We start from the raw sequence: 16,573 nt of genomic DNA, 5'->3' as shown, positions 1-16,573 counted from the left end.
CCGCCGAACAAAAAACGGGCGAGGATCATGGGACCCTCGCCCGTTTTTGTTTTGGGCAATGTTTCGGCTGCGCCGTTACTTGCTGGCGGCCGCCTTCTTTGTGGTCGTCTTTTTCGCGGCAGCCTTCTTGGCAGTCGTCTTTTTCGCCGTGGTCTTCTTCGCCGTACTCGCCTTGGTCGTCGTCTTGCGGCCGCGGGCGGGCTTCTTCTCCTTGGTCGGGCAGTCCATGTTGACGCAGATGCGCCACGGACCGCGCGCCGTGCTGACCACCACGATGGGAGCGCCGCACTCGGGACAGGTCTCGCCCGTCGCCTCGAGTTTGCCACGCGCCGGCAGCGGATAGCTCACGCCGCAATCGTCATAGTTGGTGCAGCGGATAAAGCGCTTGCCGCTCTTCTCGCTCTTGTGCGCAATCAGATCGCCATGGCGTCCGGCCTCGGCGCACACCTTGCACTCGCCCACCTTAAGGTCGGGCTCGTAATTGGTGGGACACGTGGGGTTCACGCAGATCTCGAAAGCCTTCTGGCGGAACGGCTGGCACTTAATGCGCGGTGCGCCGCATTCGGGACACACGGCCGCCTCGCCCTCGAGCGGGCTCACCTTGACGCCGCTCGGCACCGGATAGGTCACGTCGCAGTCGGGCCAGCCCATGCAGCCGATAAAGCTGCCGCGGGTCTTGGCGCTCGTCTTCATGACCAGATCCTTGCCGCACTTGGGGCAGGCGCCCACGCGCGCATCGGCCGTGACGGCATCGCTGATGGCGTCGCCCAGCTCCTGCGTATGCTTGAGCAGCTCATCGAGCACGCCGGCCAGCAGCGCGCGCGAGTGCGTCACGACATGCTCTTCGGTATCTTCGCCGCGCTCCACGCGGGTCATGTCGCCGTCGAGCTCGCTGGTCATATCGGGGCTCGTGATGCGCGGGGCAAACTGCGACAGTGCATCGATGATGGCGATACCCAGCTGACTCGGCTCCACGGGATCGTTTTTGAGATAGCGCACGGCGTACAGGCGCTCGATGATGCTCGCGCGCGTGGACTTGGTGCCCAGGCCGCGCTTTTCCATCTCCTGCACGAGCTTGCCCTGGCTGTAGCGTGCGGGCGGCTCGGTCTGCTTGGCCTCGAGCTTAATGTCGAATACGTCGACCGTGTCGCCCTGCTCCAGCGGCGGCATCTGCTCGTCGCGCTTGAGTCCGTACGGGTATGCCTCGCGGAAACCCGGGGTCACGAGCACATCGCCCGAAGCCACGAACGGCTCGCCGTTCACGTCGAGCTCGAGCTTGGTGTTCTCGATGGTGGCGGGGCCCATAAGCGTCGCCAGGAAGCGGCGAGCGATGAGGTCGTAGAGCTTGCGCTGGCCACCGTCGAGCGTGGACGGATCGCCCTCGCCCGTGGGATAGATAGGCGGGTGGTCGGTGGTCTCGACCTTGCCGCGCGTGGGCTTCATAGGACCGGCAAGCACCTTTTTGCACACGGGCGCCAGCGCCGGGTTGATCTTTGCCAGGTCGCTCACCACGGCGCCCAGATCAAGCGTCGCAGGGTACACGGTATTGTCGACACGCGGGTAGCTGATGAGACCGGCCATGTAGAGGGACTCGGCGAGGCGCATCGTACGCGCAGGCGAGATGCCCTCGGCCGCAGCGGCAGCCTGCAGCGAGGTCGTCGCAAACGGCGTGGGCGGTTGCTGCTTACGCGAGCGCTTGGTCACCGCGGCAACGGTCGCCGTCGCAACGCCGTCGACATGGCCGTACGCCATCTCGGCAGCATCCTTGTCGGTAAAGCGCGCCGTCTTGTGCGCGATCTTAAAGCGGTCGTCCTCGGCAGCAGCCTGCGCGGCAGCCATGCCGCGAATCTGCCAATAGTCCTCGGGCACAAACGCCATGCGCTCGCGCTCGCGCTCGACCACCAAGGCGAGCGTCGGGGTCTGCACGCGGCCGGCAGAACGCACGTTGCCAAAGCCGCCAAACTTGGCGAGCGTCAGGTAGCGCGTGAGCACCGCACCCCAAATGAGGTCGATGTGCTGACGACTCTCGCCGGCATCGGCCAGGTTCTGGTCGAGCGAGACGAGGTTATCAAAGGCCTGCGTGATCTCGGCCTTGGTAAACGAAGAATACTGGGCGCGGGCAACCGGCAAGTCGGGCGCAACCTCGCGCACCTTGTTGAGGGCGTCCGAACCAATCAGCTCGCCCTCGCGATCGAAGTCCGTGGCGATGATGACGCTGTCGGACTTCTTGGCAAGGTTCTTGAGCGAGCGAATGAGTTCTTTCTCGGCCGGCAGTTTGATAACGGGCGCCCAGGTAAGGTAGGGCAGGCTCTCGAGCTTCCAGCCTTTGATGGAGATACCGTCGGCAAGGAACGGTTTGCGCTTGGTGTCATAGGGCGGACGCGCCAGGCCATCGGGTATGTCGGCCGGCAGCATCTCGCCGTCCTCGGTGACCGAATACCAACCCAGCTTTTTATCGAACAGCACGCTGTCGCAAAAATCGGGCGCAAGGATGTGACCGGCAAGGCCGATTGTCACGCACTCCTCGCCCTTCCACTCAAAACGGTAGATGGCGGTGTTATACACCTTGTCCTTTTTGGGCTTGCCCGTGGAAAGACGCTCGGCAATCTGACGCGCGGCGTCGTTTTTCTCGGCGATGATGAGCTTCAAAAGAGGCTCCTATCTCGTGTGTCTGCGGCTGCGCCCGCACGTACGACGGCCGACTTACGCCCTTGTTTGTTCGATCTGCCCGATGAGCCAATCGCACCAGGCATCCATGCCCTCGCCCTTGCGTGCGCTCACGGCAAACCGCGGCGCCTGCGGATTGAGGTCATCGAGTGTCTTAGTATACCTATCCATGTCAAAATCGAAAGCCGGGGCCACATCGACCTTGTTGAGCAGCTGTGCGCCAGCGTGCTGGAAGATGCCCGGGTACTTAATGGGCTTGTCGTCGCCCTCGGGCACCGAGAGAATCATGATGGACAGGTTCTCGCCCAGGTCAAAGTCGACCGGACAGACCAGATTGCCCACGTTTTCGATAAAGATAACATCGATGTTTTGAAGGCCCACTGCCTGGTCGAACGCGTCAACGGCCTTCATGATCATGTTGCCCTCGAGGTGGCACAGACCGCCCGTGTTGATCTGAATGGCGGGCATGCCGGCTTCCTTCATGGTGATGGCGTCGACATCCGAGGAGATATCGCCCTCGATGACGGCACAGCGCAGGCCGGCTTTGTCGCGCAGGCGCTCGTTGGTGCCCAGAATCGTGGTGGTCTTACCAGAGCCGGGACTCGACAGCACATTGATCACATAGGTGCCTGTCTCTTTGAATCGCTGACGCAGCTGATCTGCCAGGCGCTCATTGCGCGACAGAATCGGCGATGCGATATCAATAGTTTTCTCGGCCATACTCGGCACTCCTTACTTCTACCATTTATACCCCGTCCCCAAATGGCAGGCTGGTTAATTGTCGGGGGTTTCGATCTCGATGCTGGCGATGTCGAGCTCGCGGCCGTGCAGCAGGCGCACGTTGGTGCCGCCACACTGAGGACAGCGGCAATGGAAGCGGTCGTGCTCAAAGACCTCGCGGCAGTCCAGGCACTCGCTTTGTGGATGGACTTCCTCCACGGCAAGCTCGCAGCCGCGCGTGAGCATGTCCTCGTCGCGAAACGTCTCCCACGCAAAGTCGAGCGCCTCACGCACAACTTCGGTCATATCCCCAATGCGCAGCGTTACCAAAACAGCGCGCGAGGCCCCCGCCCCACGCGCCGCGCGAATCACTGTATCGAGTATGCCGTTGACAATGCCAACCTCGTGCATACGGATTTACTCCTCGTCGTCCTCGTCGTCGTTCGAGAACAGATCCAGACGGCTCACAAACAAGCCTTCCTTGCCATCGCGCGCGGTAATGACCACGCGGGCGATGGCGAGCGAAATCTCGTAGAGCGAGAGCAGGGCGCCATACATGAGACCCAGTGTAACGGGCGAGCCGTCGGGCGTAATCACAGCCGAGCCCGCAAGCAGGCCAACGTATACGTAACGCCAGGCACCGCGGAAGGCCGCATAGGACACGATATGGAAGACAGACAGGTAGAAGATGATGAGCGGCAGCTCAAACGCCACGCCAAAGCCGATCATAAAGAGCAGCTCCATGTTGACGTAGTTCTCCAGATCGGGCAGCGCCGTAGCGACGGCCGAGGTTTCGCCGATGAGCCACTCAAAGCCCGCAGGGATGATGATGAAGTAGCAAAAGATTGCGCCCAGGAAGAACAGCACCGTCGAGGCGAGCACCGTGGGCACAACCCACTTGCGCTCGTTGGGGCGAAGCGCCGGCAGGAAAAACGCCAGAATCTGCCAAATGATCATAGGCGTGCACATGACAACGGCCATCTTGAGGGCCAGCGAAAAGCGCAGACCAAAGCCGCCGAGCGTGGTGGTGATGTAGAACTTGCCGTCCGGCACAAAGGAGCGGATGGGGTCTTCCAGGATGTCGAGCACCACGGGCGTGGCGAAATACAGCACGATGGCGGCGGCAAAAACTGACACGACCACGATGGTCAGGCGGCGACGGAGCTCACCCAGATGATCGAAGAGCGGCATGCGCGCAGGTCCGATAGGCATTACTCATCGCCTCCCTTCGGGGCATGGGCGGCAGCGGCGTCGTCCTCGGCCTCGAGCTCGCGAGCGAGCTGGTCGACGACGGCCTTGCGCTTGCGGGGACGACGGGCGTAGAGGTCAGCCGTCGTGGGCTCTGCCGGCTCGGGCTCGGGCTCCGGCTCTGCAGCAGGCTCGGGCTCGACGGCGGCAGCGGCAGACTCGGCGCCCTCAGCCTCACCAGCAGCACCTTCGTCCTCGGCAGCACCCTCACTCGCGGCCTTCTCGGCGGCAAGGCGGGCACGGCGCTCGGCAAAGGTCTCCTTCTTTGCGGGCGCGGCCGTATCGACGGCATCCTCGTCCGCATCGGAATCGTCATCGACGGCAGCCTTCTTGGGCTTGACCGGAGCCGAAGCGGCCTCGCTTACCGGATCGATAATCTCGGACTGAACAACAGCCGTCATCTTTTCCTGCGTCTCGCGGAACTGACGGATGGCACGGCCGATCGTGCGGCCCATCTGCGGGAGCTTATCCGGGCCAAACAGCAAAAAGCCGAAGACCACGATGATCGCGAGCTCACCCTCTCCAATACCAAACACACATACCTCCAAGGCTCGATGTGAGTCGAGCCCGCACCGCGCCATTCGGCCGGAACTCGTCTATTCATTCGGTCAAGTATAGCGCCCGGACGTCAAAACATCCGAGCGCATCACAAACATATACCAAACGGCACGCCCTTTTTGGGGCAGGGCTTATGCCGCCGTAATTGAAATCTCCTGGTCGACACCCAGCAACTGAACCACGCGCATCACCGGGGGCTGCACGTTGACGCAGCCAAACCGCTTGTCGTGATCGGCTGCGTGGTGCGCGGCGCCCACAAGTACGCCAATACCTGTCGAGTCGATATAGCTCACCTGGGCAAAGTCGAGCTCAACGGCCTCGGTGGGCTGCTCGAGCGCCAAGTCGATGGCGTTACGCAAGCTGTCGGCGTTAGAGATATCAATCTCACCGGTCACCCTGATGGTGTAGAGCTCCGGCGTGGGGTTGGTGGAAATACCCAAATCCATGTATACGCTCCTTTGCGTATCGAGAGTGTGGATGGTACTGGACGCGGATTTGCGGGGCCCTACGCGTTAGGCGCGCTCGGCACGAGCAAGCTCGGCAGCGACGAGCTTGACGGCCAGCACCAGCACGTCGAGTGCGGCCTCCAGGTCCTCGACCGTGGGATAACTCGGCGCGATGCGGATGTTGGTGTCGCGCGGATCCTTGCCATAAGGCCAGGTGGCACCTGCCGGCGTGAGCTTGACACCCAGGTCGGCGCAAAGCGCGGCGACCTTTTGGGCCGAGCCCTCGGGGCCATCAAAGCTCACAAAGTAGCCGCCGCGGGGATGCGTCCAAGTAGCGCAACCCGTATCGCCCAGGCCCTCAGTGAGCTTGCGCTCGACGGCCTCAAAGCGCGGACGCAAGAACTCGGCATGCTTTTTCATGTGCTCCTTGACCGCCTCGATGGTGGGAAGGAAGCGCACGTGGCGTAGCTGGTTGAGCTTGTCGGCGCTGATAAGACCGGCCTTCAGGCGCTTGGAGAACTCCGCGATGACCGCGGGACTCGCACCGATAAAGCCGATGCCCGCGCCCGGGAAGGTGATCTTGGACGTCGAGGCGAATGCCACCACGCGGTCCTCGGTACCCGCCGCGCGGGCAAGATCGAAGATGTTGGCGAGCTCGTCGGTCTCGTCGTACAGGTCGTGCACGCAGTAGGCGTTGTCCCAAAAGATGCGAAAATCGGGCGCGGCCGTGGGCATCTCGACCAAGCGGCGCACGGTGTCCTCGCTAAAGGTGATGCCCGTGGGGTTGGAATACTTGGGCACGCACCAGATGCCCTTGATGGAGTCGTCGGTGGCAACCAGGCGCTCTACCTCGTCCATGTCGGGGCCGTTGCCGGTCATCGCGACGGGGACGTTCTCGATACCCAGGTCGGCGGTGATGCCAAAATGACGGTCGTAGCCGGGAACCGGGCACAGGAACTTGACCTTCTTACCGTCGTGCGCGGCCTCATAAGCCTCCCAAGACTCGCTGCCGCACGAGCCGCAGCGCCAGAACATACCGGCGATATCGTGCTCGATCAAAAGGCTCGACGAACCCAGTACGAGCGTCTGATCGGCGGGGCAACCCAGGAACTCCCCCGCCAGCTTGCGTGCCGAGGGAATGCCCTCAAAGCAGCCGTAGTTGGAGCAGTCGACGTTACCGTCGTGCAGATCGGCGTCGGCATTGAGGATATCGAGCATGGGGCGCGAGATGTCCACCTGGGAGGGCGACGGCTTGCCGCGCGCCATGTCGAGCGCCAGGCCCTTGGCCTTGACCTCGGCAACCTCGGCTTTGAGCGCCTCGATGGCGGCATCGAGTTCGGTGGTTTCCATCTTCTGGTAGATCGTCTGCATGGGTGCGACCTTTCGCAAAGCGGGACGTTGCAGTTTGTCTAAGTATAGACCGCTACCGCCGCAACGGTATGAAGCCGTGATAGATTAAGTCCATCGCAATGAATTACGATATCCACCGTATGACCCGTATAGCCGCATGGCACATCCAAGGAGGCAGTATGGAATACGGCTCTTTTCAAGCCGAGGAGTTCGGAGACCTGCAGCGTCTGGTCGACGGCTTGTTTTATGACCGTAAGGCCATTGACCGCCTGGATCTAATCGTTCAGGCGGAGATCTTGGACCTGGCGCCCGATCTCATGGAAATCGTGAATCTTTTGCCGCCCGGCCACTACGACCGCCAATCGCTTTGCGACCAGCTTAACTCGGCCCTTGCCGCCCACGGCTGGGGCGCCGTCTACGGCACCGTGGAATAAAAATGGCAAATAAATGAAATGCCGTTTGTGACAGTGCTCACAAACGGCATTTTTTCACACGAGGGCATCCGGGGCATGTCCGGCCCCGGTTTTCGCGCTCCTACTCGTCCTTGGGCGAAGGGTGCTTGCAGACCACGCTCATGTAGATCATGCCCAGCACGGCCGCGGTAACAGAACCGGCAAGAATGGCGGCCTTGGCGGCCAGAACCTCGAACTGGGCCGTCGGGAAGGCGAGGCCGCTGATGAGGATCGACATGGTAAAGCCGATGCCACCCAAAATGCCCACGCCGGCGATCATATGCCAGTTAACGTTATGAGGCAGCTCGCAAGCCTTAAGCTTGACCAGGGCAAACGTCACGCCAAAGATACCGATCGGCTTACCCAGCAGCATGCCAAAGTACACGCCGAGGGTCACCGGGTCGGTAAGCAGCACGCTCATGTCCACGCCCACAAGGCGAACCTGCGCGTTGACAAACGCAAAGATCGGCAGGATCACAAAGTTGACCGGCGTGGAGATCAGGCGCTCCATGCGGATGAGCGGCGGGGTCACACGGTGCATGACACGCTCGACCTTGGTGGTCGAAAGGGTAAAGTCGTGCTGGCCCAGGATGTGCGCCTCGTCGTCGTAACGGTCGTCGAGCAACGGCAGGTACTCGCCTAGCCAATCGGTAAGGCTATCGAGCTTAACACCGCACTTGGCCGGGATGGTGAAGGCCAGGATGACACCGGCAAGCGTGGCGTGCACGCCGCTCTTAAACATGCAAAACCACAGCAGCAGACCAAGCACCGAGTACGGGGCAAGGCGATAATGCTGAGTTTTGTTGAGCCACACAAGTGCGCAGGTCACAACTGCAGCGGCACCCAGCCAAAACGGACTGGGGCTCTGGCCGTAGAAAATGGCGATGGCGGCGATGGAGATGAGGTCGTCGGCGATGGCAAGCGTCGAGAAGAACACGCGCACGCCGTTGGGCACGCGATTGCCCAAAAGCGACAGCACGCCCAGCGCAAAGGCAATATCGGTTGCCATGGGGATGGCCCAACCGTTGCGGGCGCCGGCATGGTTAAAGATCAGGTAGATGCAGGCGGGAACGACGACGCCGCCCACGGCTGCCAGCATGGGAAGCATGGCCTGACGCGGATTCTTGAGCTCGCCGACCGTCATCTCGTACTTAAGCTCAATGCCCACCAACAAAAAGAAGATCGCCATGAGAAAGTCGTTGACGAAAAGCTCGACGGTGAGGCCAGCCGTAAGGTTGCCCAGACCCACATACAGCGGGGTCTCCAAAAAGTGATGGATAGCCTCGTAGACATCGGTGTTGGCGCAGATAACGGCGGCGATGGCGGCGATGACCATGACGGCGGCGGAAATCGTGCCGTTCTCGGCGATGCGCTCCCAGATGTCATGACGTTCAAAGCGTTTGCGCTCACGAACGTTGAACAGCTGCTCAGTTGCTGCCATGGGCGGCTCCTTTCACGGGAAAGCTCCCGTCTTAAAAAAGCACGGCCCGCCCAAGTGGCGGCACCGCGCTCCAACGTATTACGCTTGCATCTAGCCTACCCTGCACGACAAGCACGCAGGCGTGGCCGAAAAGCGGAACCACAGGTTGAACATTATTTGCCCAACGGTACGGGCGCCCCTGTCCAATAGGGGACGCGGTCCCGCGCACAAAAAACGACCGGAGCGCGGGGCGTCCGCGGTCCGGTCGTAGCAGGTTACAAAACCTAGCAGGCAGCCATGATGGGGGCAGCGACCTGCTTCTTACGGGAGAGGACGCCCGGCATCCAGACGCCGTCGTGCTCGTCGGCAATGCCCAGGCCCTTCTGAGCGGCCTCGGTCTCGCCCTCGAGCAGGACCTGCGAGCCCTCCTCCATGATGTCGGTGATGCACAGGACGATGCCGTCGGCACCCTTCTCGGCGGCGTAGGCGCGCATGGCCTCGCGGATCTCGTCGATCATGCCGAGAGCACGGCTCTTGTCGACGGTCTCGTACTGGCCGATGAGCAGCTTCTTGCCGGCGGGCTCGAACATCTTGATGTCGTTGCCGACCATCTCGGCTGCGGTGAAGGAGCCGGACGGACGGGTGAGGAAGACCTCCATGCCAAACTTGACCGGGTCGACACCCACCTGCTCGCCGAGCTTGGCGGCGACGGCGCGGTCGACATCGGTGGTGGTGGGGCTCTTGAGCATGAGCGTGTCGGTCATCATGGCCGAGAGCAGTAGCTTGGCCTGAACGTCGGAAAGCTCAACGCCGAGCACGCCGGCGAGCTTAGTGACGATGGTGCAGCTGGAACCCCAGGGCAGGCAGATGTAGTGCAGCGGGCCGGCGGTCTCAAAGTCGCCGATGCGGTGATGGTCAACGACGCCAAAGACCGTGGCGTCCTTAAGGCCGGCGACGGACTGGGCGGACTCGTTATGGTCGGTGAGAACGACAAGCTGGCCGGCCTCGACGGACTCAATCATGCGGGGCTCGGCAATGCCGGCGTCTGCGAGCAGCTTGGCGGACTCTGCCGGAAGCTGACCAAGAGCGCAGACCTCATAGGTGTTGCCGGCATACTCAACCTGGTTGAGCAGCTGAGACAGAACGACGGCGCTCATGATGGCGTCGTTATCGGGGTTCTGGTGACCAAAGACAAGAACGTTTGCCATGGGTATCCTCCACTTGGTATGTGTAATTAGACGTAGCTATGGTAGCACGCTGGCAGCTGGCCTTTGGGGACGGAAGGGCCACGGCATATTTTGTGGCAGGTATGGGGGCCAAGGCTGTCCCTTTTGCACCATGTTGGTGCAAAGTAACCTGGCCCCCTTGCACCAGCTATTTACCGGCAGCGCGCAGGGCTACGTAGGCAGAACCGATGATGCCGGCGTCGTTTCCGAGCGAGGCAACCTTAATGGGCGTCTCACGCGAGGCGGAAAGCGCGTAGCGCTGGAAGTACTCGCGAACCTTATCGAGGTAGACATCGGCCGAGGCGGAGGCGCCGCCGCCGATCAGGAACATCTCGGGATCGACCACGTTGGCAATAAGCGCCAGGGCGCGGCCGAGATAGTCGGCCATGGTATCGGCCGCGGCCAGCGCGAGCTTATCACCCTCGCGGCAGGCTTGGAACACGTCCTTGGAATCGGAAGGGCCGGTGAGCTCGATGGGCTCGACGCCCGCCTTCTTGCACTCGGCAAGGTAGTTGCTCACCACGCCGGTGGCGCTGGAATACTGCTCCAGGTGGCCATGGCCGCCGCAGCCGCAAGTGCGCTCCTCAGCCGGATTCAGGCACATATGGCCAATCTCGCCGCCGGCGCCCACAACACCCGACACCACATCGCCGTTGACGATAACGCCGCCGCCCACGCCGGTACCGATGGTGACCATCACCACATTCTGCACGTCCTTGGCAGAACCGAGCCAAGCCTCGCCCATGGCAGCGGCGTTGGCATCGTTCTCGTACTTAACGACCGCATCGGGGCAGTGCTCCTGAATGGCGATCTTCAACTCGGGCAGGTTAATGGCAATGTTGGCCTTGACCTTGGCATCGCCCGCTGCCGGAATGGGGCACGGAACAGCAAGGCCAATGCCCGCCACAAAGGCACGCGGAATCTGTGCCTTGGCTACCACCTGGTCGATAGCCTCGGTCACCGCGGCAAAGCCCGCAGCGTCAACGATGGGAGGCGTGGGCACGCTGACCTTCGCAAGCAGGTTGCCATCCCCGTCGAACAGGCCCTCCTTAACCGAAGTGCCGCCGACGTCGATGCCGATGTAGTACTGCTTAGGTTCCATAGGGGCCCGCCTTTCTCGTTTAAACATTGTCTGTATGGTACCGCTCCCAAGGCAAAAACCTACCAAAAAGGGACAGGTTTGTTTTGGTAGGTTTTATCTGAGGAAATGCAGAATACAGGATTCGGTTCGCTGGGTGCTAAATCGGTTCGGCCCCGTCCTCGGACCGATTAGATTTCTCAACACGACATTATTCGAATGTATATTTATTTAGAGCGCTTTTATTTTTAGCGCAAAGCGACTTTTAGTAATATATCTATCGAACTTTTCAATGACTCAATAGGGATACTTAGGTGTTGAGTATACTTTCTTTTATACTCAATCAAGTTGGAAAGGAGGTTCCATGATTCCCAAATACGAGGCGATAGCTGCAGATATTCGTCGAAGTATTGAGGATGGCGCTCTTAAACCAGGCGACAAGCTTCCCACCGTCGTTGAGTTCTGCGAGCTCTATAGCGTTTCCAAAATCACCGTCAAACGAGCTATCGAGCAAATCACCGAGGAAGGTCTTGTTACCAGCCGTCGTGGATCGGGTACCTACGTTAAGGACACGGCGGGACTTCCCGGCCAAGCGTTTTTCCAGGGCAAAAACGACCGTGCCCAGGGCTTTTCGTATGAGCACCGCGGGGAGAAGGTGACCTCGGTGGTCTATGATTTCTCGATTGTTAATCCACCAGCGGACATCGCAGCCCAGCTGGGAATTGCCGAGGATGACTTTGCCTATCACATCGTGCGCGTGCGTCAGGCCGATGAGAAGCCCATCGTTATCGAGTACACCTACATGCCCCTCGAGCTGATTCCGGGCCTTAAAAAGAAGGACCTGTACGGATCGGTCTACCGCTTTGTCCGCGAGCAATGTGGGCTGAAGATCTCGAGCTTCCACCGTACCATTCGCGCCGTGGCAGCAACCGAGGAAGAAGCCGAGCGCCTGGACACCAAACCTGGCTCTCCCCTGCTCGAGCTCAACCAGATTGGCTTTTTGGACAGCGGCGCGGCCTTTGAGTATTCGGTCTCGCGCAACGTTGGCGACCGCTTTGAGTTGCACAACGTAACGTTGGCATAGGTTTTTGTAGTCATGCGGGCGCTCGTTTTGAGCTGTTTGTGCAACGCCCGCGCAACACAATGGGGTATGAATATGTCCGATTTGATTAAACTGACGCCGATCTTCCACGAGAAGATCTGGGGCGGCCGCCAACTCGAAACCGTATTTGGCTACGACATTCCCGATGGACCCATCGGTGAGTGTTGGGCCATCTCGGCCCACCCCAACGGCGACTGCCAGATTGCGGAGGGCCCGTATGCCGGCCACACGCTGTCGTGGCTGTGGGCCGAGCACCGCGAGCTCTTTGGCAGGTGCGAGGGCAAGGAGTTCCCGCTGCTCGTTAAGATTCTGGACGCCAAGGACGACCTTTCGATCCAGATTCATCCCAACGACGAGTACGCCGCCAAGCACGAGAACGGCAGCTTGGGCAAAACCGAGTGCTGGTATGTGCTGGACTGCGAGCCCGGCGCCACGATCATCGTCGGCCAGCGCGCGCATGACCGCGCCGAGGCCGCACAGATGATCGAGGGGGGCCGTTGGGACGACATGCTCAACGTGCTGCCGATCCACAAGGGCGACTTTTTCCAGATTGATTCCGGTACCGTGCACGCCATCAAGACCGGTACGCTCATTTTGGAGACGCAGCAGTCAAGCGACGTGACATATCGCCTGTACGACTACGACCGTCCCGGCACCGACGGCAAACTGCGTCCGCTGCACATTGAGCAGAGCCTCGACTGCATCGACTTTGATGCTCAGGCTCCGACCGACGGCACGGTGGCCGCACCCGAGGTGAACGGCGTGACCGAGCTCGAGTCTAACTCCTGCTACACCGTCGATCGCGTGCGCGTCGACGGCAGCAAGACCTTGGAGCAGCGCTGGCCCTTCATGTGCCTGTCGGTCATCGACGGCGAAGGCACCGTCTGCGGCGACCCCGTCCACAAGGGAAGCCATCTGCTGGCACCCAGCACCGTCAGCTCCATTGACCTCGAAGGCCAGATGGAACTGATTATCAGCCACCTCTAGGTCGCACCAACAACCAAAACGCAACAAGGGGCTCCCCCGTTCATCAACGGAGGAGCCCCTACTCACATCTATTTATCAGCCCACCCGGTTCTCCAGATCAAAAAGCGAACGAGCAGAGCGACGTTCGCAAGCTGCAGGCCAAAACGCCACAAGGAAGAGGGCGCGCCGGGGGCTTTGGTCGATCGCGAGTTCCGCACGAGCCGGAGAGCACTTAATGTGCTCTCCGTGCGAGCAGGACTGTCCGAGCAGGCGACCAAAGCCCCCGGCGCGCCCGGCCAACCTCGCAGTTAGGCATTCAGCTTAACAATCGGAGCGAAGCCTTTCATTAGCTTTTTGGTCTGGCCGGTCTTTTCGAATTGGACCTCGATCATGTCTCCAGCGACCGAGATCACGGTACCCGTGCCAAAGGTCTTATGACTCACGGTATCGCCCGCGGCAAAGTCCTGCGACGCGCTGGCGCGATCGACCTTGCGCTCCACTGTTGGGGACACCTTGGACGACGGCTTTTTGGCTCGCGGTGCGCCCGAGCCAAAGGTCGAGGCAACGCGACCGGCGTCGGGCGAGACCCCACGATGGCGCTCGGTCCCGTAGCTGCTGCCGCCAAAGAAATCGTCGAAGCTCGATCCGCCGCGCGAACCGGAACCGCCGGTCGAGCGCGTATGCGAACCAAACACCTTGCCGCCATACATATCCGAACCCATGCCCGAGCCAAAGGTGCCGCGACGGTCGCCGCGCTTCTCCCAGCCCGTGCCCTCAAAGCCGGCAGAACCGATACCGCTAAACTCGATATCCTCAAACGGAATCTCGTTGAGAAAGCGCGAACGCGGGTTGGCGGAGGTCGAACCGTAGGTGCGACGCGTGGCCGCATAGGTCAAGAACAGGCGCTTGCGGGCACGCGTGATGGCGACGTAGGCCAGGCGACGCTCCTCCTCGAGCTTGCCCGGATCATCGCTGCCGCCAAAGTCGTGCACGTGCGGAAAGATACCCTCCTCCATGCCGGCCACGAACACCGCCGGAAACTCCAGGCCCTTGGCGGAGTGGATGGTCATCATGGTAATGGCATGCGTCTCGCCGGCCAGGGAATCCAAGTCGGAGCGCAAGGCCAGCCACTCCATGAGTGCCGGCAGCGCCTTACAGGTGAGCGGACCGTAGGTACGCTCGATCTCGTCGGCATGCACGGCAGCCGCCGGCAGCTCCGTCGGCGCGGCATACGCGTTGCCTGCGATGGCGGCGGCCAGGGCATCCTGCGGAGACAGCGCCGGAGCGGCCAAGCCATCGAGCGGATTGGAGCCCGCGACGTCACGGGCGCCGACGAGCGCCTCAAACGAGGATGCCGGGACAGATGGCCCCGGTTCGGGCGCAGGCGCGCTCACCACGACGGGCTCGGGCTCGGCGCCGGCAGGCACGTCGGCAACACCGGCTGCGCGCAGCTCTTCCAGGCTCTCGAGCGTACCCTCGATATCCTCGTGCGTCTCCTCAAATTCGGCGGCAACGCCCAGAAATTCCTGGATGTTCTCGGCGCGGCTCTCAGATTCCATGGTGCCCTCGGCACGAAACGCCTGCAGCAGGCCCGTCTTATCGACGATCATCTCGACAACGTCCTTGAGCTCGCCGTCCATGCGGCGGCCCTCGCGCACCAGTGAGACAAAGCTCGACAGGCCGTTGCGCACCTTGGCGCTAAACATGCCGGTTTCGGCGCACGCGATCTCGCAAGCCTGGAAGAACGAGCAACGGTTGTCGCGTGCCAGCTGCTCGATCTTTTGGATTGAGGTGGAGCCAATGCCGCGGCGCGGTGTGTTGATGACGCGCTTGACGCTCATCTCGTCGGCCGGGTTCACGATCATCTTGAGGTAGGCCATGACGTCGCGAATTTCGGCACGGTCGAAGAATCGAGTGCCGCCCACGATCTTGTAGGGCACGCCCGCGCGCAGGAACATATCTTCGAGAATACGCGACTGGGCGTTGGTGCGATAAAACACGGCGATGTCGTCGTAACTCGTGCCTTTGGCATGCAGTTTCTCGATCTCACCGGCAATCCAGCGGCCCTCGTCGCGCTCGTCGCTCGCCTGGAAGGCCTGGATCTTCTCGCCATCGCCCTCGGCCGTAAACAGGCGCTTGTCCTTGCGCTGCGAGTTGTGGCGCACCACGGCGTTGGCGGCGTTTAGGATATGGCCCGTAGAGCGGTAGTTCTGCTCGAGCTTAACGGTCTTGCAGTTTTTAAAGTCCTGCTCAAAGTCCAAGATGTTGGTGACGTCGGCGCCACGCCAGCTGTAAATGGACTGGTCATCGTCGCCCACAACCATGAGGTTTTGGTACTTGGCGGCCAGAAGGTTGGCGATTTCGTACTGGACGTGGTTGGTGTCCTGATACTCGTCGACGCTAATGTAGCGGAAGCGCTCCTGGTACTTGTCGAGCACCTCGGGGCGGGTGCGCAGCAGTTCGAGTGTGCGCACGAGCAAATCGTCGAAGTCCATCGCGTTGGCGGCGCGCAGGCGGCGCTCCAGCTCCAGGTAGACCTGCGCGGCCTTTTTGTCGTTGGGGCTATCGGCAGATTTGAGCATGTCCTCGGGGCCGATCATGGCGTTTTTGGCCGAACTGATCTTGCTGCGAATCATGTTGATGGGGAACTGCTTTTGCTCGATGCCGAGCGCCTGCATAATGTCACGCACCATGCGCTTTGAGTCATCGTCATCGTAGATGGTGAACTGACCGGTGTAACCCAGCAGGTCGGCGTCCTCGCGCAGCATGCGCACGCACATGGCGTGGAAGGTGCACACCCACATGCCGCGGGTACCGCTGGGAATGAGCGCCGTCAGACGCTCGCGCATCTCGGCCGCGGCTTTGTTGGTAAACGTGATGGCAAGAACCTGCCAAGGCTTAACACCCAGGTCGCCGAGCATATGCGCGATGCGGAAGGTCAGGACGCGAGTCTTGCCCGAGCCTGCGCCGGCGAGGACCAGCAACGGGCCCTCGGTGGTCAGGACGGCCTCGCGCTGGGCGGGATTAAGGCTGTCGATGTCGACGAGCGGCTTGACGGGCTTGGGTGCCGGCGCGGGAGCGTCGTAGATGTCGAGCGGAACGAGCTCGGGCTCCGGCGCAGCGGGGGCGGTGTATGCATCGAGCGGCACGGATTCCCGCGCGGGCGGCACGGGTACCGCGGCGTTCTTTTCCCAGGGCAAGGGCTGGGTCATGGGCGACTCCTCATCTGACGGACGGCGCGCCTGCGGGCGGCGCCATAGTTTGAGCCGTACCAGTATACCGAGCCGCGCGGACACCGACGCAAATCACACCACGACTCCGTGCGCCGCGCTCTGGCCGC

The 16,573-nt window shown here is 61.4% G+C and carries 14 protein-coding genes; 3 read left to right on the top strand and 11 right to left on the bottom strand.

Annotated features, from left to right (window positions below):
• Positions 1-75: 75 nt before the first annotated feature.
• The 7 genes from ACQRAQ_RS06010 to ACQRAQ_RS05980 all read right to left on the bottom strand — a co-directional run bounded on the left by ACQRAQ_RS06010 (position 76) and on the right by ACQRAQ_RS05980 (position 7,010).
• Positions 76-2,649 carry a DNA topoisomerase I gene (locus ACQRAQ_RS06010; protein ID WP_427794242.1) on the bottom strand — a complete coding sequence of 858 codons (2,574 nt, stop codon included), beginning with the start codon at positions 2,647-2,649 and terminating at the stop codon, positions 76-78.
• Positions 2,650-2,703: 54 nt separating this feature from the next.
• A complete protein-coding gene (hypB, locus tag ACQRAQ_RS06005; protein WP_427794241.1) occupies positions 2,704-3,387 on the bottom strand; it encodes a hydrogenase nickel incorporation protein HypB in 684 nt (227 codons plus the stop codon).
• A 54-nt stretch (positions 3,388-3,441) separates the two neighbouring features.
• On the bottom strand, positions 3,442-3,798 hold the full coding sequence (hypA, locus tag ACQRAQ_RS06000) for a hydrogenase maturation nickel metallochaperone HypA (protein WP_152068469.1): 357 nt from the start codon (positions 3,796-3,798) through the stop codon (positions 3,442-3,444).
• Between the two features lie 6 nt (positions 3,799-3,804).
• Positions 3,805-4,599, bottom strand: a complete 795-nt coding sequence (gene tatC, locus ACQRAQ_RS05995) for a twin-arginine translocase subunit TatC (protein WP_193221504.1) — start codon at positions 4,597-4,599, stop codon at positions 3,805-3,807.
• Entirely contained in the window at positions 4,599-5,171 is a 573-nt protein-coding gene (locus ACQRAQ_RS05990; protein WP_427794240.1) for a twin-arginine translocase TatA/TatE family subunit, read from the bottom strand. The genes tatC and ACQRAQ_RS05990 overlap by 1 nt, the downstream gene beginning before the upstream one ends.
• A 153-nt stretch (positions 5,172-5,324) precedes the next feature.
• Positions 5,325-5,639, bottom strand: a complete 315-nt coding sequence (locus ACQRAQ_RS05985) for an STAS domain-containing protein (protein ID WP_154515032.1) — start codon at positions 5,637-5,639, stop codon at positions 5,325-5,327.
• A 66-nt stretch (positions 5,640-5,705) separates the two neighbouring features.
• Positions 5,706-7,010, bottom strand: coding sequence for an aminotransferase class I/II-fold pyridoxal phosphate-dependent enzyme (locus ACQRAQ_RS05980; protein ID WP_427794239.1), 1,305 nt, complete (start codon positions 7,008-7,010; stop codon positions 5,706-5,708).
• Positions 7,011-7,168: 158 nt separating this feature from the next.
• Here ACQRAQ_RS05980 and ACQRAQ_RS05975 point away from each other — a divergent pair, with 158 nt between their 5' ends.
• Entirely contained in the window at positions 7,169-7,423 is a 255-nt protein-coding gene (locus tag ACQRAQ_RS05975) for a hypothetical protein (protein WP_154515036.1), read from the top strand.
• A gap of 100 nt (positions 7,424-7,523) precedes the next feature.
• Here ACQRAQ_RS05975 and nhaA read toward each other — a convergent pair whose 3' ends face one another.
• The 3 genes from nhaA to ACQRAQ_RS05960 all read right to left on the bottom strand — a co-directional run bounded on the left by nhaA (position 7,524) and on the right by ACQRAQ_RS05960 (position 11,189).
• Positions 7,524-8,882, bottom strand: a complete 1,359-nt coding sequence (gene nhaA, locus ACQRAQ_RS05970; protein WP_154515038.1) for a Na+/H+ antiporter NhaA — start codon at positions 8,880-8,882, stop codon at positions 7,524-7,526.
• A gap of 263 nt (positions 8,883-9,145) precedes the next feature.
• Complete coding sequence (locus ACQRAQ_RS05965; RefSeq protein ID WP_154515040.1) at positions 9,146-10,069, bottom strand: manganese-dependent inorganic pyrophosphatase; 924 nt, start codon at positions 10,067-10,069, stop codon at positions 9,146-9,148.
• 166 nt (positions 10,070-10,235) lie between these two features.
• Entirely contained in the window at positions 10,236-11,189 is a 954-nt protein-coding gene (locus ACQRAQ_RS05960) for an ROK family protein (RefSeq protein WP_427728539.1), read from the bottom strand.
• A 340-nt stretch (positions 11,190-11,529) separates the two neighbouring features.
• On the opposite strand from ACQRAQ_RS05960, the gene ACQRAQ_RS05955 reads away from it, so the two are divergent.
• Both ACQRAQ_RS05955 and ACQRAQ_RS05950 read left to right on the top strand, forming a co-directional pair.
• Positions 11,530-12,249: a GntR family transcriptional regulator gene (locus ACQRAQ_RS05955; RefSeq protein ID WP_154515044.1), complete on the top strand. Its 720-nt coding sequence runs from the start codon at positions 11,530-11,532 to the stop codon at positions 12,247-12,249.
• 72 nt (positions 12,250-12,321) lie between these two features.
• The gene (locus ACQRAQ_RS05950) at positions 12,322-13,254 is read left to right on the top strand and encodes a type I phosphomannose isomerase catalytic subunit (protein WP_427794238.1); all 933 of its coding nucleotides are present in this window, start codon (positions 12,322-12,324) and stop codon (positions 13,252-13,254) included.
• Positions 13,255-13,541: 287 nt separating this feature from the next.
• On the opposite strand, the gene ACQRAQ_RS05945 is transcribed toward ACQRAQ_RS05950, so the two are convergent.
• On the bottom strand, positions 13,542-16,445 hold the full coding sequence (locus ACQRAQ_RS05945; RefSeq protein WP_427794237.1) for an ATP-dependent helicase: 2,904 nt from the start codon (positions 16,443-16,445) through the stop codon (positions 13,542-13,544).
• Between the last annotated feature and the right edge of the window lie 128 nt (positions 16,446-16,573).

Origin of the sequence: Collinsella sp. SGI.178, from assembly GCF_050313495.1 — a bacterium.
Taxonomy (GTDB): Bacteria; Actinomycetota; Coriobacteriia; order Coriobacteriales; family Coriobacteriaceae; genus Collinsella.
The sequence above is the reverse complement of the archived record's forward strand: the minus strand, read 5'-3'. Positions and strand labels throughout refer to the sequence as shown.

Excerpts from the sequence above, each read along its gene's own strand:
- hypB (WP_427794241.1), bottom strand. The coding sequence starts at position 3,387 with ATGGCCGAGAAAACTATTGATATCGCATCGCCGATTCTGTCGCGCAAT.
- hypA (WP_152068469.1), bottom strand. The coding sequence starts at position 3,798 with ATGCACGAGGTTGGCATTGTCAACGGCATACTCGATACAGTGATTCGC.
- tatC (WP_193221504.1), bottom strand. The coding sequence starts at position 4,599 with ATGCCTATCGGACCTGCGCGCATGCCGCTCTTCGATCATCTGGGTGAG.
- ACQRAQ_RS05985 (WP_154515032.1), bottom strand. The coding sequence starts at position 5,639 with ATGGATTTGGGTATTTCCACCAACCCCACGCCGGAGCTCTACACCATC.
- ACQRAQ_RS05980 (WP_427794239.1), bottom strand. The coding sequence starts at position 7,010 with ATGCAGACGATCTACCAGAAGATGGAAACCACCGAACTCGATGCCGCC.
- ACQRAQ_RS05975 (WP_154515036.1), top strand. The coding sequence starts at position 7,169 with ATGGAATACGGCTCTTTTCAAGCCGAGGAGTTCGGAGACCTGCAGCGT.
- nhaA (WP_154515038.1), bottom strand. The coding sequence starts at position 8,882 with ATGGCAGCAACTGAGCAGCTGTTCAACGTTCGTGAGCGCAAACGCTTT.
- ACQRAQ_RS05965 (WP_154515040.1), bottom strand. The coding sequence starts at position 10,069 with ATGGCAAACGTTCTTGTCTTTGGTCACCAGAACCCCGATAACGACGCC.
- ACQRAQ_RS05960 (WP_427728539.1), bottom strand. The coding sequence starts at position 11,189 with ATGGAACCTAAGCAGTACTACATCGGCATCGACGTCGGCGGCACTTCG.
- ACQRAQ_RS05955 (WP_154515044.1), top strand. The coding sequence starts at position 11,530 with ATGATTCCCAAATACGAGGCGATAGCTGCAGATATTCGTCGAAGTATT.
- ACQRAQ_RS05950 (WP_427794238.1), top strand. The coding sequence starts at position 12,322 with ATGTCCGATTTGATTAAACTGACGCCGATCTTCCACGAGAAGATCTGG.
- ACQRAQ_RS05945 (WP_427794237.1), bottom strand. The coding sequence starts at position 16,445 with ATGACCCAGCCCTTGCCCTGGGAAAAGAACGCCGCGGTACCCGTGCCG.